This window comes from Streptomyces roseirectus (assembly GCF_014489635.1).
Taxonomy (GTDB): Bacteria; Actinomycetota; Actinomycetes; order Streptomycetales; family Streptomycetaceae; genus Streptomyces; species Streptomyces roseirectus.
Genome location: NZ_CP060828.1, coordinates 5,864,547 through 5,882,852, shown reverse-complemented (window position 1 = coordinate 5,882,852; position 18,306 = coordinate 5,864,547). Strand labels below are relative to the sequence as shown.

At 70.3% G+C, this 18,306-nt stretch carries 11 protein-coding genes; 4 read left to right on the top strand and 7 right to left on the bottom strand.

Features of this window, described 5'->3' with window-relative positions; translation table 11 throughout:
- Nucleotides 1-383: 383 nt before the first annotated feature.
- The gene (locus IAG44_RS25075) at nucleotides 384-1,301 is read left to right on the top strand and encodes an ABC transporter permease (protein WP_187749324.1); all 918 of its coding nucleotides are present in this window, start codon (nucleotides 384-386) and stop codon (nucleotides 1,299-1,301) included.
- Nucleotides 1,294-2,103 (top strand): ABC transporter ATP-binding protein, encoded by an 810-nt coding sequence (locus tag IAG44_RS25070; protein ID WP_187749323.1) that lies wholly within the window; start codon nucleotides 1,294-1,296, stop codon nucleotides 2,101-2,103. Before IAG44_RS25075 ends, IAG44_RS25070 begins: the two co-directional genes overlap by 8 nt.
- Before the next feature lie 73 nt (nucleotides 2,104-2,176).
- Here IAG44_RS25070 and IAG44_RS25065 read toward each other — a convergent pair whose 3' ends face one another.
- The 3 genes from IAG44_RS25065 to IAG44_RS25055 all read right to left on the bottom strand — a co-directional run bounded on the left by IAG44_RS25065 (nucleotide 2,177) and on the right by IAG44_RS25055 (nucleotide 9,276).
- Complete coding sequence (locus tag IAG44_RS25065; RefSeq protein ID WP_187749322.1) at nucleotides 2,177-7,147, bottom strand: NAD-glutamate dehydrogenase; 4,971 nt, start codon at nucleotides 7,145-7,147, stop codon at nucleotides 2,177-2,179.
- An 867-nt stretch (nucleotides 7,148-8,014) separates the two neighbouring features.
- Entirely contained in the window at nucleotides 8,015-8,680 is a 666-nt protein-coding gene (locus IAG44_RS25060) for an HAD family hydrolase (RefSeq protein ID WP_187749321.1), read from the bottom strand.
- 77 nt (nucleotides 8,681-8,757) lie between these two features.
- The gene (locus tag IAG44_RS25055) at nucleotides 8,758-9,276 is read right to left on the bottom strand and encodes a DUF6912 family protein (protein ID WP_187749320.1); all 519 of its coding nucleotides are present in this window, start codon (nucleotides 9,274-9,276) and stop codon (nucleotides 8,758-8,760) included.
- 303 nt (nucleotides 9,277-9,579) lie between these two features.
- On the opposite strand from IAG44_RS25055, the gene IAG44_RS25050 reads away from it, so the two are divergent.
- The gene (locus tag IAG44_RS25050) at nucleotides 9,580-10,149 is read left to right on the top strand and encodes an Rv3235 family protein (RefSeq protein WP_187749319.1); all 570 of its coding nucleotides are present in this window, start codon (nucleotides 9,580-9,582) and stop codon (nucleotides 10,147-10,149) included.
- Nucleotides 10,150-10,236: 87 nt separating this feature from the next.
- On the opposite strand, the gene secA is transcribed toward IAG44_RS25050, so the two are convergent.
- On the bottom strand, nucleotides 10,237-13,077 hold the full coding sequence (secA, locus tag IAG44_RS25045; protein ID WP_187749318.1) for a preprotein translocase subunit SecA: 2,841 nt from the start codon (nucleotides 13,075-13,077) through the stop codon (nucleotides 10,237-10,239).
- A 930-nt stretch (nucleotides 13,078-14,007) separates the two neighbouring features.
- Between secA and IAG44_RS25040 the strand changes: the two genes are divergently transcribed.
- Nucleotides 14,008-15,210, top strand: coding sequence for a winged helix-turn-helix domain-containing protein (locus tag IAG44_RS25040; RefSeq protein WP_187749317.1), 1,203 nt, complete (start codon nucleotides 14,008-14,010; stop codon nucleotides 15,208-15,210).
- Nucleotides 15,211-15,257: 47 nt separating this feature from the next.
- Here the strand turns inward: IAG44_RS25040 and IAG44_RS25035 are convergent, their stop codons facing one another.
- From IAG44_RS25035 to IAG44_RS25025, 3 genes are all read right to left on the bottom strand, one after another.
- A complete protein-coding gene (locus tag IAG44_RS25035) occupies nucleotides 15,258-16,001 on the bottom strand; it encodes a response regulator (protein WP_187749316.1) in 744 nt (247 codons plus the stop codon).
- 203 nt (nucleotides 16,002-16,204) lie between these two features.
- The gene (gene hpf, locus IAG44_RS25030) at nucleotides 16,205-16,903 is read right to left on the bottom strand and encodes a ribosome hibernation-promoting factor, HPF/YfiA family (protein ID WP_187749315.1); all 699 of its coding nucleotides are present in this window, start codon (nucleotides 16,901-16,903) and stop codon (nucleotides 16,205-16,207) included.
- Nucleotides 16,904-17,216: 313 nt separating this feature from the next.
- Entirely contained in the window at nucleotides 17,217-18,167 is a 951-nt protein-coding gene (locus tag IAG44_RS25025; RefSeq protein ID WP_246562049.1) for a ComF family protein, read from the bottom strand.
- Nucleotides 18,168-18,306 lie beyond the last annotated feature (139 nt).

Sequence of the window (18,306 nt, the reverse complement as noted above, 5' to 3'; positions counted from 1 at the left end):
CTTACGCAAATCGCCACGCGAACCGCCACGCAACCCACCACACCGCGACCGCCGCCCCACGACCGTCACGACGATACGGTCCCGCCACCCCCCGGACGACACGACGAAACGGCCCCGTCCCCGCGCCGCTACCGTCCCGTCCCGACGCCCCCCACTCCCCCTCCACCCACCCCCACGCCACGACGATACGGTTGCGTTCCAACGCCCCCTCGGCCTACGCTCGCGTTGCGACGATACGGTGCCGTCCCGTCGTAAGAGAACTCCAAAAGAACCGTAAGAAAACACCGGCCCCCTGCGGTTCCCCCAACAGCGACGGCGACAGTGAACGAACCGACGCCCTGAACAAGGCCGCGCACCCCCACCCCCGAAAGAAAGCAGCGGATGTGAGCCAGGCACTCGACACACCGCCCCGAACCACCCCCACACCCCCCGTGGACCTCGCGGCGCTCGCCAAGCGCCACGGCCTCTCGGTGAGCGGGGCGCGCCCGTCGCTGCCGCAGTACGTCCGTGACCTGTGGGCGCGCCGGCACTTCATCACCGCGTTCGCCACGGCGAAGCTGACGGCGCAGTACAGCCAGGCCAAGCTGGGCCAGGTCTGGCAGGTCATGACGCCGCTGCTGAACGCGGCCGTGTACTACCTGATCTTCGGCGTGCTGCTGGGCACGAAGAAGGGCGTCCCGGACTACGTCCCGTTCCTGGTCACGGGCGTGTTCGTGTGGACGTTCACGCAGAGCTCGATCCTGGCGGGCACCCGCGCGATCTCCGGCAACCTCGGCCTGGTGCGGGCGCTGCACTTCCCGCGCGCGGCGCTGCCGATCTCGTTCTGCCTCCAGCAGCTCCAGCAGTTGCTGTTCTCGATGGCGGCGCTGGTGGTGATCCTGCTGGTGATGGGGGTGCCGCCGGCGGTGTCGTGGGTACTCGTCCTCCCGGCGCTGACCCTTCAGTTCGTGTTCAACGCGGGCGTCTCGATGATCATGGCGAGGCTCGGCGCGAAGACGCCGGACATCGCGCAGCTCATGCCGTTCGTGCTGCGGACGTGGATGTACGTCTCAGGGGTGATGTGGAGCATCGACCAGCTGGTCAGGAAGCACCACGACTGGCCCTCCTGGGTCGGCCACCTGCTCCAGGCCAACCCGGCCTCGGTCTACATCGACCTGATGCGCTACGCCCTGATCGACAGCTTCCACGCGCACCAGCTCCCGCCGCACGTCTGGCCGCTGGCCATCGGCTGGGCGCTCCTCGCGGGCGTCGGCGGCTTCATCTACTTCTGGAAGGCTGAGGAGACGTACGGCCGTGGCTGAAACCTCCATCACCCACACGGATGACCCCGTCCCCACCGTCGTGGCTGACGGCGTCGACATCGTCTACCGCGTCAACGGCACCGGCAGCCGAGGCTCCGCCACCGCCGCCCTGAACCGCATGCTGCGCCGCAAGAACGCGGAGAAGGCGGCCGGCACCCGCCTCGTGCACGCCGTCAGGAACGTCTCGTTCGTCGCGTACAAGGGCGAGGCGATCGGCCTGATCGGCACGAACGGCTCGGGCAAGTCGACGCTGCTCAAGGCGGTCGCCGGCCTCCTCCCCGTGGAGAACGGCAAGATCTACACCGACGGCCAGCCCTCCCTCCTCGGCGTCAACGCGGCCCTCATGGGCGACCTGACCGGCGAGCGCAACGTCTACCTCGGCGGCCTCGCGATGGGCATGTCCCGCGAGCAGATCAAGGACCGCTACCAGGACATCGTCGACTTCTCCGGCATCAACGAGAAGGGCGACTTCATCTCGCTCCCGATGCGCACGTACTCCTCCGGCATGGGCTCCCGCCTGCGCTTCTCCATCGCCGCCGCCAAGGACCACGACGTCCTGCTGATCGACGAGGCCCTGGCGACCGGCGACGCGAAGTTCCAGCGCCGCTCCGAGGAACGCATCCGCGAGATGCGCCGCCACGCCGGCACGGTGTTCCTCGTCAGCCACAACAACAAGTCCATCCGGGACACCTGCGAGCGCGTCCTGTGGCTGGAGCGCGGCGAACTCCGCATGGACGGCCCCACCGAGGAGGTCATGAAGGAGTACGAGGAGTTCACGAGCGGCAAGAAGAAAGCGGCCTGAGCGGCCCTCTCCTCATAAGCCGAACACATGCCGATGGGGGCACCCGAGGGTGCCCCCATCGCCGTGTCACCCCTTACGAATGCGTACGCAGCATCGTCCGCATCGTCCGCATGGCCACCGACAGATTCGCCAGGTCGAACGAGTCCGACCCCTGGATCTCCTCCAGCGTCACCCGCGCCCGCCCGAGAATCGCCGCGTTCTTCGACTCCCAGACCTTGAACCGCTGCTCAGGCGTGGACGTCCCGTTGCCCACGGCGAGCACATCAGCCGTCAGAGCCGCATGAGCCGCGTACAGGTCCTCCCGGATCGACGCGCGGGCCATGGACTGCCACCGGTCCGCGCGCGGCAGCTCGATGATCCGGTCCATGAGCTGCGTGATCCGCAGCCGGTCCGCGAGGTCGTAGTACACGTCGGCGACGTCCAGCGGGTCCTTCCCCATCCGGTCCGCCACGGACACGATGTCCAGCGTCGGGAAGGCGGAGGAGAACCCGGCGACCCGCGTGGCGACCTCGTCCGGCACCCCCGCGCCGGTCAGCTCGTCGTGGATCCGCTGGTACCACTCCAGGTCGGCCCCCCGCAGCAGCTTGGGCAGCTGCGACCACACCAGCTCGACCCGCTCGGCGAAGAACGACACGGTCTCGGCGAGCTGGAGCGGCTGCGGCCGGTTGTTGAGCAGCCAGCGCGTCCCCCGCTCGACGAGCCGCCGCGAGTGCAGCCGGATCCGGGTGAGGACGTCGGCCCTGACCCGGTTGTCGAGCGCTTCGACGGCGTCCCAGACCCCGGCGGAGCGGAAGACGGCCCGCGCGGCGGTCTGCGCGCGCACGATCTCCTCCAGCGAGGCGCCGGTCTCCTCGCGCAGCCGGTGCAGGTAGGTCGTCCCGCCGGTGTTGACGGTGTCGTTGACCAGCACGGTCGTGGTGATCTCGCGGCGCAGCGGGTGCGCGTCGATCTGCTCGGCGAACCGCTCGCGCAGGGCGCTCGGGAAGTAGGCGTGGAGCAGTCCGGCGAGGTAGGGGTCGTCGGGGAGCGTGGTGTGCAGCAGCTCGTCCGAGACGGTGATCTTCGTGTAGGCGAGGAGGACGGCCGTCTCGGGGCCGGTGAGCCCCTGTCCCGCCGCCAGCCGCTCGCGGATCTGCCGGTCGGCCGGCAGGAACTCGAGGGCCCGGTCGAGGTGCCCCTCGCGCACGAGGTGCTTCATGAACCGCTGCTGCGCGTGGAGCATGTCGCCGGACTGGGTGAGGGCGTTGGCCAGCGCGGTGTTCTGCGCGTAGTTGTTGCGCAGGACGAGCCGGCCGACCTCGTCGGTCATCTCGGCGAGGAGCTTGTTGCGCTGCTTGACGGTCATGTCGCCCTCGGTGACGAGCCCGTTGAGCAGGATCTTGATGTTGACCTCGTGGTCGGAGGTGTCGACGCCGGCGCTGTTGTCGATGGCGTCGGTGTTGATCTTCCCGCCGGCCAGCGCGAACTCGATCCGCCCGAGCTGGGTGAGCCCGAGGTTGCCGCCCTCGCCGACGACCTTGACGCGCAGGTCGGCGCCGTCGACGCGGATGGCGTCGTTGCCCTTGTCGCCGACGTCGGCCTGGGTCTCGGTGGACGCCTTGACGTACGTGCCGATGCCGCCGTTCCACAGCAGGTCGACCGGCGCCTTGAGGATGGCCTTCATCAGGTCGGCCGGGGTGACCTTGGCGACGCCGGGCTCGATGCCCAGGGCCTCGCGGATGTGCCCGTTGAGCTGGATGGCCTTGGCGCTGCGCGGGAAGATCCCGCCGCCCGCCGACAGCAGGTCGACGTTGTAGTCGCCCCAGGAGCTGCGGGGCAGCTCGAACAGCCGCCGCCGCTCGGCGTACCCGACGGCCGCGTCCGGGTTCGGGTCGATGAAGATGTGCCGGTGGTCGAAGGCGGCGACGAGCCGGATGTGCTCGGACAGCAGCATCCCGTTGCCGAACACGTCCCCGGACATGTCCCCGATGCCGACGACGGTGAAGTCCTCGGTCTGCGTGTCGACGCCCAGCTCCCTGAAGTGCCGTTTCACCGACTCCCAGGCACCGCGCGCGGTGATCCCCATGCCCTTGTGGTCGTACCCGGCCGACCCGCCGGACGCGAACGCGTCCCCGAGCCAGAAGTCGTACGACTCGGCGACGGCGTTGGCGATGTCGGAGAACGTCGCGGTGCCCTTGTCGGCCGCGACGACGAGGTAGGTGTCGTCCTCGTCGTGGCGCACCACATCACGCGGGGGCACGACCTCCCCGCCGGCCAGGTTGTCCGTGATGTCGAGGAGCGCCGAGATGAACGTCCGGTAGCTGGCGACGCCCTCCGCGAGCCACGCGTCCCGGTCGACGTTCGGGTCGGGGAGCTGCTTGGCGACGAACCCGCCCTTCGCGCCGACCGGCACGATCACGGTGTTCTTGACCATCTGCGCCTTGACCAGGCCCAGGATCTCGGTGCGGAAGTCCTCGCGCCGGTCGGACCAGCGCAGCCCGCCGCGCGCGACCTTGCCGAACCGCAGGTGGACGCCCTCGACGCGCGGCGAGTACACCCAGATCTCGAACGCCGGGCGCGGCGCGGGCAGGTCGGGGATGGCCTGCGGGTCGAACTTCATCGACACGTACGCGTGCGGCTCGCCGTCGGCCGACTTCTGGAAGAAGTTGGTGCGCAGGGTCGCCTTGATGACGGTGAGGAACGACCGGAGGATGCGGTCCTCGTCGAGCGAGGCGACCTGGTCGAGCGCGGCGTCCAGCTCTTCGAGGAGGGCGTCGACGATCTCGCGTCCGGCGCTCTGCCGCTCGGGCGCCATGCGCGCCTCGAAGAGGGAGACCAGGAGCCGGGTGGTGTGGACGTTCGTGCGGAGGGTGTCCTCCATGTAGTCCTGGCTGAACGTGGACCCGGCCTGGCGCAGGTACTTGGCGTACGCGCGCAGCACCATCGCCTGCCGCCAGGTCAGCCCGGCGCCGAGCACGAGCGCGTTGAAGCCGTCGTTCTCGGCGCGACCGGTCCAGGTCGCGGCGAACGCCTCCTGGAACCGCTCGCGCCCGTCGTCGCCCAACTGGTCGCCGCTGCCGAGGAGTTGCGGGATGCGCAGGCCGAAGTCGTAGATCCAGGCGGACGACGCCCGGTCCGCGGCGCGCAGTTCGTAGGGGCGTTCGTCGACGACCTCGACGCCGAGCCGGCTGAGCACCGGCAGGACGGCCGACAGGGAGACCGACTCGCCCTTGCGGTAGATCTTGAACCGGCGTTCGTCGGGCGCGGCGCCCACCGGCTCGTACAGGCTGAGCGCGAAGTCCTCGCGCTCACCGAGCCGTTCGAGGTGGACGAGGTCGGCGACGGCGGCGCGCGGGGTGTGGTCGGCCTTGTAGCCCTCGGGGAACGCGGTGCCGTAGCGGCGCGCGAGTTCGGCGGCGCGCTCCTCGCCGCACTCGGCGTTCAGCGCCTCCGCGAACGCGTCGGCCCAGGACCGGGCGGCCTCGACGAGCCGGGCCTCGATCCGGTCCCGGTCCGCGTCGGAGAGCTGCGGGAGTTCGGTGCCCTGCGGGACGCGGACGACGAAGTGCAGCCGGGACAGGATGGATTCGGTGTTCCAGGCGGTGAAGTCGACGTTGGTGCCGCCCAGTTCCTCGCGCAGGATGTCGATGATCCGCAGCCGTACGCCCGTTGTGTACCGGTCGCGGGGCAGGTAGACCAGCGCCGAGTAGTAGCGCCCGTACTCGTCCTGGCGCAGGTACAGCCGCAGCCGCCGCCGCTCCTGCAGGTAGAGCACGCTGGTGACGATGGAGCGCAGCTCGTCGACCGGGATCTGGAACAGCTCGTCGCGCGGGTAGGTCTCCATGATCTGGAGGAGGTCACGCCCGTCGTGGCTGTTGCGGGAGAACCCGGCGCCGGTCAGCACCGCGTCGACCTTGCGGCGGATGACGGGGACCCGCAGCACCGACTCCGTGTAGGCGGCCGAGGAGAACAGCCCGAGGAAACGCCGCTCGCCGACGACGTTGCCGTCCCCGTCGAACTTCTTGACGCCGACGTAGTCCAGGTACGAGGGCCGGTGGACCGTGGCGCGGCTGTTCGCCTTGGTCAGGACGAGGAGTTTGTGCTCGCGGGCCTTGGCGCGGGCGTCCGCCGGGAGCCGTTCGAAGGAGGGGCTGACGGGGTGCGACTCGTCGGTGTCGTGGTGCGGGTCGGAGCGCAGGATGCCGAGGCCGGTGCCGGGGACGGCGGCCAGCGAGTCGTCGTCGCGCAGCTCGTACTCGCGGAAGCCGAGGAACGTGAAGTGGTCGTCGGCCAGCCAGCGCAGCAGCTCACGGGCCTCCACGACCTCCGGCGAGGGCAGGTCGCCGGGGACGGACTCGGCGGGCAGCTCGTCGGCGATCCTCAGGGCCGCCTCGCGCATCTTCTCCCAGTCCTCGACGGCCTCCCGGACGTCCGACAGGACGCGCAGCAGGTCCGCGGTGATCTGCTTGAGGTCGGCGCGGTCGCTCTCGCGGTCGATCTCGACGTGGATCCACGACTCGACGTGCGCGTCGTGCGGCAGCTCCCCGGGGCCGGGCGCGCCCAGCACCTCGATGAGCTTGCCGGTGACGTCCCTGCGTACGACGAACTGGGGATGGACGACGAGGTGGATGCCCCGGGTCTGGCGGGACAGTTCGTTGGTGACCGAGTCCACCAGGAACGGCATGTCGTCCGTGACGACCTCGACGATCGAGTGGCTGCACTGCCAGCCGTTCTCCTCGACGGTCGGGGTGTGCACGCGGACGTTCGCCGTGCCCTGGGGGCGGTTCTCGGCCAGCCGGTAGTGGGAGTGGGCGGCGCCGAAGACGTCGACCGGGTCGCGGTCGTCCAGGTCCTCCGGGGCCGTGTGGAGGTAGTACCGCTGCAGGAAGGTGAGGACGGTGTCGTGGTCCGGGGGCGCGACGGCCGATCCGGGGGTGCTTGGATCGCCTGCGGTGTCCTCCGCGGTCGTCCCGGTCGGTAGGTGCCCCCCGGCCGGGCTGATCTCAGCGACCCGGGCGGCCCTTTCGAGCAGTTCGGCCTTGGCTTCGTCCAGCTTGGTCTGCATTGTCCTCTGGCTCCTGTCGCGCGCCGTTGCGTGACGTTGAAGGAAGTCGGTTCTCTTCCCCCGGCACGGGACGCCTCGACGCGGGGTGTCCGGTCTGCTTCGACGCTATGCCGCGGGGGGAGATGAGCGAGGGCGTATCGGCCGTTCCCGACGCCCCTCGAAGGTGTGACGCCGCTCTCGGCGCCGCTGTCCGAGGTGTGTACGGCGTCCTTGCGGCCGCCGGTTTCCCGCCTCGCCCGCGAAGACCAGCGACCGCCGCCCGGTGCCGGAGTTGTTCCGTGCCGACCGGGCGCAGGGCAGGGGAAAACGCACCCCCGCGAGATATCGCGCTGATCACGGGACCAGGCTATCGCCCCGCACCGGGGGCCCGTCATGAGCCGTATGTGTATAAAACGGAGCACCGCTCTTGGCCACCCTGCACACCCCGCGCACGAAACACCCCCCCACCTTCCCCCTGTCCGCCCCCTTGCGCCCACCACACCGGGCCACCCAACCCCTTTACCGCCGGGGGCGTTTCCTACCTACCTCTCACCTCGGGGGCGGACCGCTGACGGCACGAGGAGGAGGGGCGGTGCGGGGTGAGGCACGGGGAGGGCGGGGCTCGGAGGCGGAATCCGGACGCGGGACAGCGGGGCGCCGATGCCGCGCGCAACACACGCCGCGACTGGACGAGCAGTCCCACACGCACCGCCGCCCCTGCGCCTCCCCCTTCATGGCCGCGACCGCACCAGCCGGCCGAACCTGCCCAGTCACGGACTCCGGGCTGCCGCACCACTCGGCGGAGCACCACCGCCAACTCCCCAGGCCCCGCGTCAACACCCCCGCACAGACCCTGCGGCACCCCTCCACGCAGGGCCCCGCGTCGCCCTACGCCGCCAGTTCCTCCGCCAACCGCACCGCTTCCGCGAGGGAGTCCACCACCGGGACGCCGGCGGCCTCCAGGCTGGTGCGGCTGTGGGAGCCGCCGGTGTAGAGGACCGCGCGGGCGCCCACGTGCCGGGCGGCGAGCGCGTCGTCCGAGGCGTCGCCTATGACGACCGTGCGCTGGGGGTCGACGCCGGTGAGGGAGGTGAGGTGGCGGACCATGTGCTCGGCCTTGCTGCCGCCCGAGGGCCCGATCCGGCCCTCGACCCGGACGAAGTGCGCCTCGATCCCGAACCCCCGGACGAGCGGGACCAGTTCCTCGTGCTCGTACAGGCTCAGGATCGACTGGCTGTGCCCCGCCGACCGCCACCGCCCCAGCAGCTCCCCCACCCCTTCGGTGAGCGAACAGGCCGCGCTGTGCTGCGCGTAGTACCGATGGAAGAGGACGTCCATGACCTCCCACTCCTCATCGGTGGGCAGCCTCCCCATCAACCGCTCGTAGAACTTCGGCACCGGAACCGTGTAGAGCTCCCGGTACCGCTCCATCGTGATCGGCGCGAGCCCCACCTCCGCGAACGCCGCGTTGGTCGCCCCGATCACCGCCTCGTTGTCGTGGAACAAGGTTCCGTTCCAGTCCCAGACGATGTGCGCCCCGCCGTGCTTCCCCATACCCCCCAACGTACCCGCCCCCACTGACAACCACGTCCCACAGGGACTGCCACGCAGGTCAGAGGGGGCCTACCCCCCTACTCCCCCAGCCCCACCAACCCCGGAATCTCCTGCGTCGCGAACCACAACAACTCGTGATCCTCCGCCCCGTCCACCACGAACTGCGCGTCGTCGTCCCCGGCATCCGCCGCCGCGAGGGCATCAGCCGCAGCGGTGACGTCCGCATCCGCGTCGGACGCGTCGACGTGGACGGCGGCGGCCTTGCCCAGCCGGACATCACCGGTGACGCGCACCTCGCCGAGGGCCGCGGGGTCGAGCCCGCGATCGGGGTCGGCGACGGCACGCCCGTCGGGGACGTCGAGGGCGACGACCACCCGGCGCCGGGGTGCCTGCGGATCGGCGGCGAGCTGCCGCAGCGACGCGAGCGCGGCACGGCTCAGCGCCGCGTACTCCAGCTCCTCGATGTCGTCCGACAGGTACCACTCACGCAGCGCGGGCGTCACGGCGTACGCGACCAGCGCCCCGCCGCTTCCCAGCTCACCCGTCTTGTACGCCTCGGCGAGCCCGGGAAGGGTCAGGGGAACGTAGACACGCATGGACGGCCGCTTTCCTGCTCGATGACTCCGTTTGACTCCACCCCGAGGATACGTGCGGCGGTCCCCTTTCGAGTCCCCCCGCACCTCCGAAAACCCGTCAACCCCACGAAACAACCAGCTCATCGCACCCCCACCTGACCAGCACGTTCCCCTCCCGCCTCACCCATAACGGTTGACTTTCCCGCCCTCACACCCCGAATTCCGGCCCTCTTGCGAACCGTCCATCACTCCCCGTACAAGATCCACAACAGAAAGTTACCGCCCGGTACGACTCCGGGCCCACATCGAACGGGGAGCACCGCCATGCACAAGGTCATGACGAGGACCCAGAACCGCCGCACCACCGCCCCCGGCACCCCGGGCACCCCCGGAGGCCGCCCGCCCGGCACAGCGGGCCGCACCCTCACCGCCGCACCCCCCAGCGGCCGTCCCCCGGCCGCCCGCCCCACCTCCCGCACCCGCCCCACGGACAACCGCCCCGCCTCCCGCGTCCCCGCCCAGACCCCCCGCAGGCCCGTCGCCCCGCCCCAGCCCCACCCCGCCGACCTCTTCGCGGACCGCCTCCTCGCCGTCCTGAGCGGCCGCCACCCGGTCCACTCGATGCTGCGCCACACGGTCGGCCGGGCCTACGACGACCTCGCCCGGCTCGCCGAACACGGCCCCCTGAGCACCGTCCGGGGCACCACCCCCGTCCTGAGGGACATCGGCTACGAGATCCCCCGCCCCGGCGCCCTGGAGGTCTTCGCCCGCTTCACCACCGGCCCCCGCCTGCGCGCCATGGCCTTCCGCCTGGAACTGAGCCCCGACCGGCGCTGGCGCTGCACAGCGGTAGAACTGGACGGCCCGACCGGCAGGCCCCCGAGGACCCCCTGAGCGCCCTCCGCAACGCGAAGGGCCGGACACCAAGTGCCCGGCCCTACCACTGACCCCGCCTCAGCGGAGCGCTAGCTCACCCGTGCCTCACTTCCGGCGCCGGCGAGCCCCCTTCGCCTGCTTGCGGCGCTCCGCGCGCGTGAGGCCGTCGGCCTCCGACCGCACCGGCTCGTCGTCCGCGTCGAACTCGCCCTCGATCGTGCCGCCCTCGCCGTCGACGGTCGGCGCGGAGAAGTGGAGCGCGCGGCGCTGGGGCGCGTCGAGCCCCTTCGCCCGGATCTCGGGGCGCGAACCGGCCTGCGCGGGAACGGCGTCCTGCTTCTCCAGGCTCGGCGTCTCGTCGGAGACGGGCACCTCCTCGACCTGCTGCTCGACCTGGACCTCCAGGTTGAACAGGTAGCCGACGGACTCCTCCTTGATGCCGTCCATCATGGCCGTGAACATGTCGAAGCCCTCGCGCTGGTACTCGACCAGCGGGTCCTTCTGGGCCATCGCGCGCAGCCCGATGCCCTCCTGGAGGTAGTCCATCTCGTACAGGTGCTCACGCCACTTGCGGTCGAGGACCGACAGGACGACCCGGCGCTCCAGCTCCCGCATGATCTCGGAGCCGAGCTGCGTCTCCCGCTCCTCGTACTGCGCGTGGATGTCGTCCTTGATGGACTCGGCCAGGAACTCGGCGGTCAGCCCGGCCCGGTCCCCGGCGGCGTCCTCCAGCTCCTCCACGGTGATCTTCACCGGGTAGAGCTGCTTGAACGCGCCCCACAGCCGGTCGAGGTCCCAGTCCTCGGCGAACCCCTCGGCGGTCTCGGCGGAGACGTACGCGTCGATGGTGTCGTCCATGAAGTGGATGATCTGCTCCTGAAGGTCCTCGCCCTCCAGGACCCGGCGCCGCTCGCCGTAGATGACCTCGCGCTGCCGGTTGAGCACCTCGTCGTACTTGAGGACGTTCTTACGCGTCTCGAAGTTCTGCTGCTCGACCTGCGACTGCGCGGACGCGATCGCGCGGGTGACCATCTTGTTCTCGATCGGCACGTCGTCCGGCACGTTCGCCATGGACATCACGCGCTCGACCATCTGGGCCTTGAACAGCCGCATCAGGTCGTCGCCGAGGGAGAGGTAGAAGCGCGACTCGCCGGGGTCGCCCTGACGGCCGGAACGACCGCGGAGCTGGTTGTCGATACGCCGCGACTCGTGCCGTTCCGTGCCCAGCACGTACAGTCCGCCGCTCGCCTCGACCTCCTCCTTCTCCGCCTTGACGGCCAGCTCGGCCTTCTCCAGGGCGGCGGGCAGCGCCTGCGCCCACTCCTCGATGTGCTCCTCGGGGTCGAGGCCGCGCTGGCGCAGCTCCGCCTCGGCCAGGTCCTCGGGGTTGCCGCCGAGCTTGATGTCGGTACCGCGGCCGGCCATGTTCGTCGCGACCGTGACGGCGCCCTTGCGGCCCGCCTGGGCGACGATCGACGCCTCGCGCTCGTGGTGCTTCGCGTTCAGCACCTCGTGCTGGATGCCGCGCTTGGAGAGCTGCTGCGACAGGTACTCGGACTTCTCGACGGAGGTGGTGCCGACGAGGATCGGCTGCCCCTTCTCGTGCTTCTCCGCGATGTCGTCGACGACCGCCTCGAACTTGGCGACCTCGGTGCGGTAGATCAGGTCCGACTGGTCCTTGCGGATCATCGGCTTGTTCGTGGGGATCGGGACGACGCCGAGCTTGTAGATCTGGTGGAACTCGGCGGCCTCGGTCATCGCCGTACCGGTCATCCCGGACAGGCCCGGGACCTCCTTACCCGCGTGGTCGGCGCGCTTGTAGAGGCGGAAGAAGTTCTGCAGGGTGATCGTGGCGAGCGTCTGGTTCTCGTCCTTGATGTCCACCCCCTCCTTCGCCTCGATCGCCTGGTGCATGCCCTCGTTGTAGCGGCGGCCGGCGAGGATACGGCCGGTGTGCTCGTCGACGATCATGACTTCGCCGTCCATGACGACGTAGTCCTTGTCCTTCTTGAAGAGCTCCTTCGCCTTGATGGCGTTGTTCAGGTAGCCCACCAGAGGGGTGTTCACCGACTCGTAGAGGTTGTCGATGCCCAGCCAGTCCTCGACCTTGGAGACCCCGGACTCGTGGATCGCGACCGTGCGCTTCTTCTCGTCGACCTCGTAGTCGCCGGTCTCCTCGATGCCCTTGAGCGGGTTGCCGGCCTCGCCCCGCTTCAGACGGGTGACGAGCTTGGCGAAGTCGCCGTACCACTTCGTCGCCTGGTCGGCCGGGCCGGAGATGATCAGCGGGGTACGGGCCTCGTCGACCAGGATCGAGTCGACCTCGTCGACGATGGCGAAGTTGTGGCCGCGCTGGACGAGCTCGTCCTTGGACCACGCCATGTTGTCGCGCAGGTAGTCGAAGCCGAACTCGTTGTTCGTGCCGTACGTGATGTCGCAGGCGTACTGCTCGCGGCGCTGCGCCGGCGTCATGTTCGCCAGGATGCAGCCGACCTCGAGGCCGAGGAAGCGGTGCACCCGGCCCATCAGCTCCGAGTCGCGCTCGGCGAGGTAGTCGTTCACCGTGATCAGGTGGACGCCCTTGCCGGACAGCGCGTTCAGGTACGCGGGCAGCGTGCCGACCAGGGTCTTGCCCTCGCCGGTCTTCATCTCGGCCACGTATCCCATGTGCAGCGCGGCGCCGCCCATGATCTGCACGTCGTAGTGCCGCTGGCCGAGGACGCGCTTGGCGGCCTCGCGGACGGTGGCGAACGCCTCGGGCAGCAGGTCGTCCAGGCTCTCGCCGTCGGCGTAGCGCTGCTTGTACTCCTCGGTGAGGGCGCGCAGCTCGGCGTCGGAGAGGTCGACGAAGTCCTCTTCGATGGAGTTGACCTGGTCCGCGATGCGGTGCAGCTTGCGCAGGATCTTGCCTTCGCCTGCACGCATGAGCTTCGAGAGGACGGACACGGGGGTTGGTCTCCTTGCCGGTCGGGCCTGGGACGGGTTCCTTCTGACTTGTCGAGCAACGGCCATCGTATGCGAGGACCCCGGCACCCCGGGAGGCCCGCCGTACCCCGGACCGCAACTCCCTACTCCCCGCACAACGTCCACGCCCCACCGATAGTGCCGCCCCCACCCCCCAAATTGCACGAATCGTGACCCCACCCCCGGCTTCGACACCACACACGGAACGACTACGCGACGGGGGCGTACGCCGGGGCAGCACGCACGACGGGGCGACGGGGCGACGGGGCGACGGGGCGACGGGGCGACGGGGCGACGGGGCGACGCATACACCGAGGCGACACGTGCGACGGGACGGCACGCACAGCGGGACGGCACGCACGCCACCTGCCAGCCCCTCCCCTTCCCCACTGCCCCCACCGACCTCAGCCCCTCCCAGCCCGTCCGGCGCTTGAGGGCAAGGCCCGTCAGGGCCACCCCCACCCCGACCCGCACCGCCCGCCTCACCCCAACCCCAGCCGGCCCATCCACCACCTGAGAACAAGGCCCGTCAGAGTCACCCCCACCCACAACCACCCCCACTCCCGCCCGCCTCACAGCCCACGCCTCCCACACACGCAGACCACCCACCCCTGCTCGCTCCCTCCCCCATCCCCGAACCCGCCCCAACCCACCTCCTCCCCACCCCACACAGCCCCACCCACCCACAGACCACTCACCCCACCTCCCCACCCACCCACAAGCCACTCGCCCACGCCTCCCCGCCCACCCCCGAACTCCCCCTCACCCCACCCACCCGGGGTCCAGGGGCGGAGCCCCTGGTGGGGTTGAAGGGGCGAAGCCCCTTCAGGATGGGACGGGTAGGGGCGGCGGGGGCGAGGAAAACCCCAGGTCAACCCCCACTGTCAGACCCACCCCCTATCGTGCGAAGGCATGACGCCCCTCCCGCCCCCCACCACCACCCTCACCGCGGACGAAGCCCGCAGAATCGCCCTACGAGCCCAGGGCCTCCTGGGCACCCCGGACCGCAAGGCGGGCCCCCGAGGCACCCTCCGCCACCTGGGCGCGATCCAACTGGACACCATCTCCGTCCTGGCCCGCTCCCACGAACTCATCCCGTACGCCCGCCTCGGCGCCCTCCCCCGCAAGGAGGTGGAATCCGCCTACTGGACCCCCGACTCCCCCACCGGCCCCCACGCCTTCGAGTACTGGTCCCACGCGGCCTGCGTCCTCCCCATCGAGGAATGGCCCCACTTCGCCTTCCGCCGCCGCGCCTACCGCAACCGCCCCCACTGGAACCACCCCCTCCCGGACGGCGTGTACGACCAGGTCGTGAAGCAACTCCGCGCGGAAGGCCCCCTCACCGCCACCGACCTGGGCGGCGCGAAGAAGACCAGCGAATGGTGGGACTGGTCCGGCACCAAGGTCGCGGTGGAACGGGCCCTGATGTACGGCGAGGTCGTCTGCGTGGAACGCAGAGGCTGGAAACGCGTCTACGACCTGGCGGAACGAGCCATCCCCGCCCACCTCCTGCACGACGACCTGGACGACAGGGAGTGCGTCCGCAGACTCGTGGCCCTGGCCGGCAAGGCCCTGGGCGTAGGCACCCGCGCGGACATCGCGGACTACCACCGCCTCCGAGCCGACCAGTTCGACGACGTCGTCGAGGACTCCGGCCTGGTCCCGGTGACGGTGGAGGGCTGGGGCAAACCGGCCTGGGCGGACCCACAGGCCCTGGAGACGCCCCCGAGGGGCAGACACCGCACGACGCTCCTGTCCCCCTTCGACTCCCTGATCTGGGAACGCGCGCGGACGGAACGCATCTTCGGCTTCACCCACCGCCTGGAGGCATACGTCCCGAAGCCCAAACGCGTCCACGGCTACTTCGCGATGCCGGTCCTGTCGGGCGGCCGCCTGGTCGGCAGAGTGGACCCGGCCCGCGAGAACGGCACCCTGGTCGCGAAACAGGTCTCCCTGGACGGCGCGAAGGCGGTCCCGGCAGTGGCCCAGGCCCTGGTGGAAGCGGCGAGCTGGGTCGGCTACAGGGACATCAGGATCGAACGGGTGGACCCCCCGGAACTCCACGAGGCCCTGACGACCGAGACGAGACGAGCCCTGTTCACAGCCCTGCGCTGACCGCCCCCGAAGCCGAGCGCGAAGCCGGGCGCGGAGCCGGACACGGCTCACCGGATCTCAAGGATCTTCTCCCGCATCGCATAGACCACGGCCTCCATCCTGGAGTGCAGCTGAAGCTTCTCCAGGATGTTGCGGACATGGTTCTTCACCGTGTTCTCGGAGATGAACAGCTCCTTGGCGATGTCCCGGTTGTTCATCCCGGTCGCCACGAGTTTCAGCACTTCGAGTTCCCGGTCGGTGAGCCGCGGCGCCGGCACGAGCCGCCGCTCATCCGTCCGCTGGATCATCGATTTGAACTCGGTGAGCAGTTTCGACGCCATGGACGGACTGATCTGCGACTGCCCGTCGGCCACCGCCCGAATCGCGGTGGCCACCTCGTCCGTCGAGATCTCCTTGAGGAGATATCCCGTCGCCCCCGCCTTGATCGCGTCGTAGAGGTCGGCCTCTTCGTCGCTTATGGTCAGCATGATGATCTTCGCGCTGGGCGCGACCTCCTTGATGGAGGTGCACGCCTCGATGCCACCCCGCTTCGGCATCCGGACGTCCATCAGCACGATGTCGGGCAGCAGATCGGCCGCCTTGTCGACGGCCTCGGCCCCGTCCCCCGCCTCCCCGACGACCTGGATGTCCTCCTCGGCCGCCAGCACGATCTCCAGCCCGCGGCGGAACAGTGCGTGATCGTCCACGACGAGGACCCTGATCGGCTCCCGCGAGGTGCCCGCGTCCGGGCCCATGCCGACGACGCCGTCGCGCGCGTCCTCGTCCCGCATCGGTCCGAAGCTGTCCGCCATCGTTCCTCCCCCTGAGGCTGGGGCCGTTGGTCCTGTGCCATCGCCAACCCGAGGCAACGGCCCACCTGTTGAGCCGCCCTGGCCATGATTCCATGCCCTGGCGACAACGAGGTGACGGAGCAGGGCGTGAAGTGGTCGCACACGGGTGCCCCTGGGGGCGCACACGCGCTCCAGGGGCACCCGCCGGGTCGCCGTCGGCGCGGTCAGCCGCCGAGCGTGCCGCCGGACTCCGCGGCGTGCGCCGGGGCGGCGACCATCGTGTCGGTCTGGAGGTGGATCACGCCGTAGTCGTAGGCGTGGCGCCGGTAGACGACGCTGGGCTCCTTGGTCTCGGAGTCGACGAAGAGGTAGAAGTCGTGTCCGACCAGTTCCATCTCGTAGAGCGCCTGGTCGAGGGTCATCGGGGCCGCGACGTGGGTCTTCTCCCTGACGACGAGGGGGCCGTCGCCCTGCACTTCGAGGGAGCCCATCTTCTTGGTGGGCACGCCGTCGGCCCGGCCGGAGGGAACCGGCTCGCCGTCGCTGCCGTTGAGGGTCGCGACGCCCGGGACGTGGTCAGCGACCTCGGCCGCCGTCAGCCGGCGCGAGCCGCGCCGCGTGTAGCGCTTGTCGTGCTGCTTGCGCAGCTGTGCGTCGAGCTTCTCCGCCGCCAGGTCGAGTGCCGCGTACGGGTCACTGGCCGCCGCTTCCGCCCGGATCACCGGGCCGCGGGAACGCAGCGTGATCTCCACCCGGTCGCACCGGTCGGCCTGTCGGGGGTTCGGCTCCTTGGACACCTCGACGTCCAGGCTGATCACCTTGCCGTCGAGCTTCTGGATCTTCTCCAGGTTCAGCTTCTCGGCCACGTGCTTGCGGAACCGCTCGGCCACTTCGGTCTTGCGGCCCTTGACGACGATGTCCACGCAGAACTCCGTTCCCGGATCGCTCCGCTCCGTCGCGGAGCCTCTCCGTTTCGCACCAGATTCCGGTGAGCCCCGGAACCTTCTGACTCGGTGACGTCCACCTCCTCCCCCAAAGGCGAGATCCACATCCTGCATACCGTGGGGGGATTTCGTCGAACCGCAGCACGGCATTCGGATTCGAGAGGTGTGGCCTGCGGCTTTCTCTCTGAACCGAACATATCTCGCCCGGACGGATGTCGTCACCCTCTCGCTCGGCGTACCTCCGTTCAGGTGAATTGCGCCTCTCACCAGCTGCAACGAAGCACGTTCTCGATCAGTTCCGGTTTATTTCAAAAGAATCCGGTGACCCCGCGACCACGGCCGCGCACAGCACCCCGCGCCGCCTCCTCTCCACCCGGTCCGGCCCTGCCTGGGCGATATCACCGGACACTTCTTCACCTCCCCCCTCACACGCCTCTCCAACCACCCGCGCCGCCTCCGCGAGCGAAGCCCCGGTGGTGACGACGTCGTCGACGAGCACGACGGCCCGCCCGCGCAGCACCCGCGCCCCCGCCCCGCCCACCCGCAGCGCCCCGGCAAGGTTCTCCCGCCGCTCCCGGGGCCCGAGCCCCGCCTGATCGCGCACCCCCGCCCGCTGCCGCAGCACCGCCGCGACCCGCACATCCACCCCACCCCGCCTGAGCACCCCCGCGGCCACCAACGCCACCCGCCGCACCGGATCATGCCCCCGAGCCCGAACAGCCCACCGAGCAGACGGCACCGGCACGATCAACACCCCACCGCCCCCGGCCGGCTCTCTCCCCAAGGCCCCGCCCGGCACCCCCAGCCCCTCTCCCCACACCCCACCACCCCCGGCCGACACCCCCGGCCCTTCCGCCCGCACCCCACCGGCCCGCGCCGGCCTCTCTCCCACCCCGCGCGCTCCCCTCACCGCATCCCCTTCCGCCTCCGCGTCCAGCACCCCACCGACCCCCACCCGAACCGCCTGAGCGAGCCCCGCTCCCAATGCCCCCACCAACCCCAACGCCCCCCGTTCCTTGTGCGCCAGCAGCACCTCCCGCACCGCCCCCGCGTACGGCCCCGCCGCACACACCGGCGGCAACCCGGCCGTCGCGGCCACCGGCCGCACCCACCTGGCCGACCTCCCGCTCAACTCCTCCCTGCACTCCGCGCAGAGCACCGTGCGAGCCCGCCCGCACCCCGCGCACTCCCCCGGCAACACCAGGTCACCGAGATCCCGCCAGCACCGCCGTACACCGTTCACACACTCCACTGTGCCCAGCCGGCCGCCCCACCGCCACCCCTGTGGAAAACTCCCGACATGTCCCCGACAGCAAGGCGAAAACCCGCCGAAACCCACCACTCGACCACCCACACCACCCAGCCCTCGAACACACCCCGGC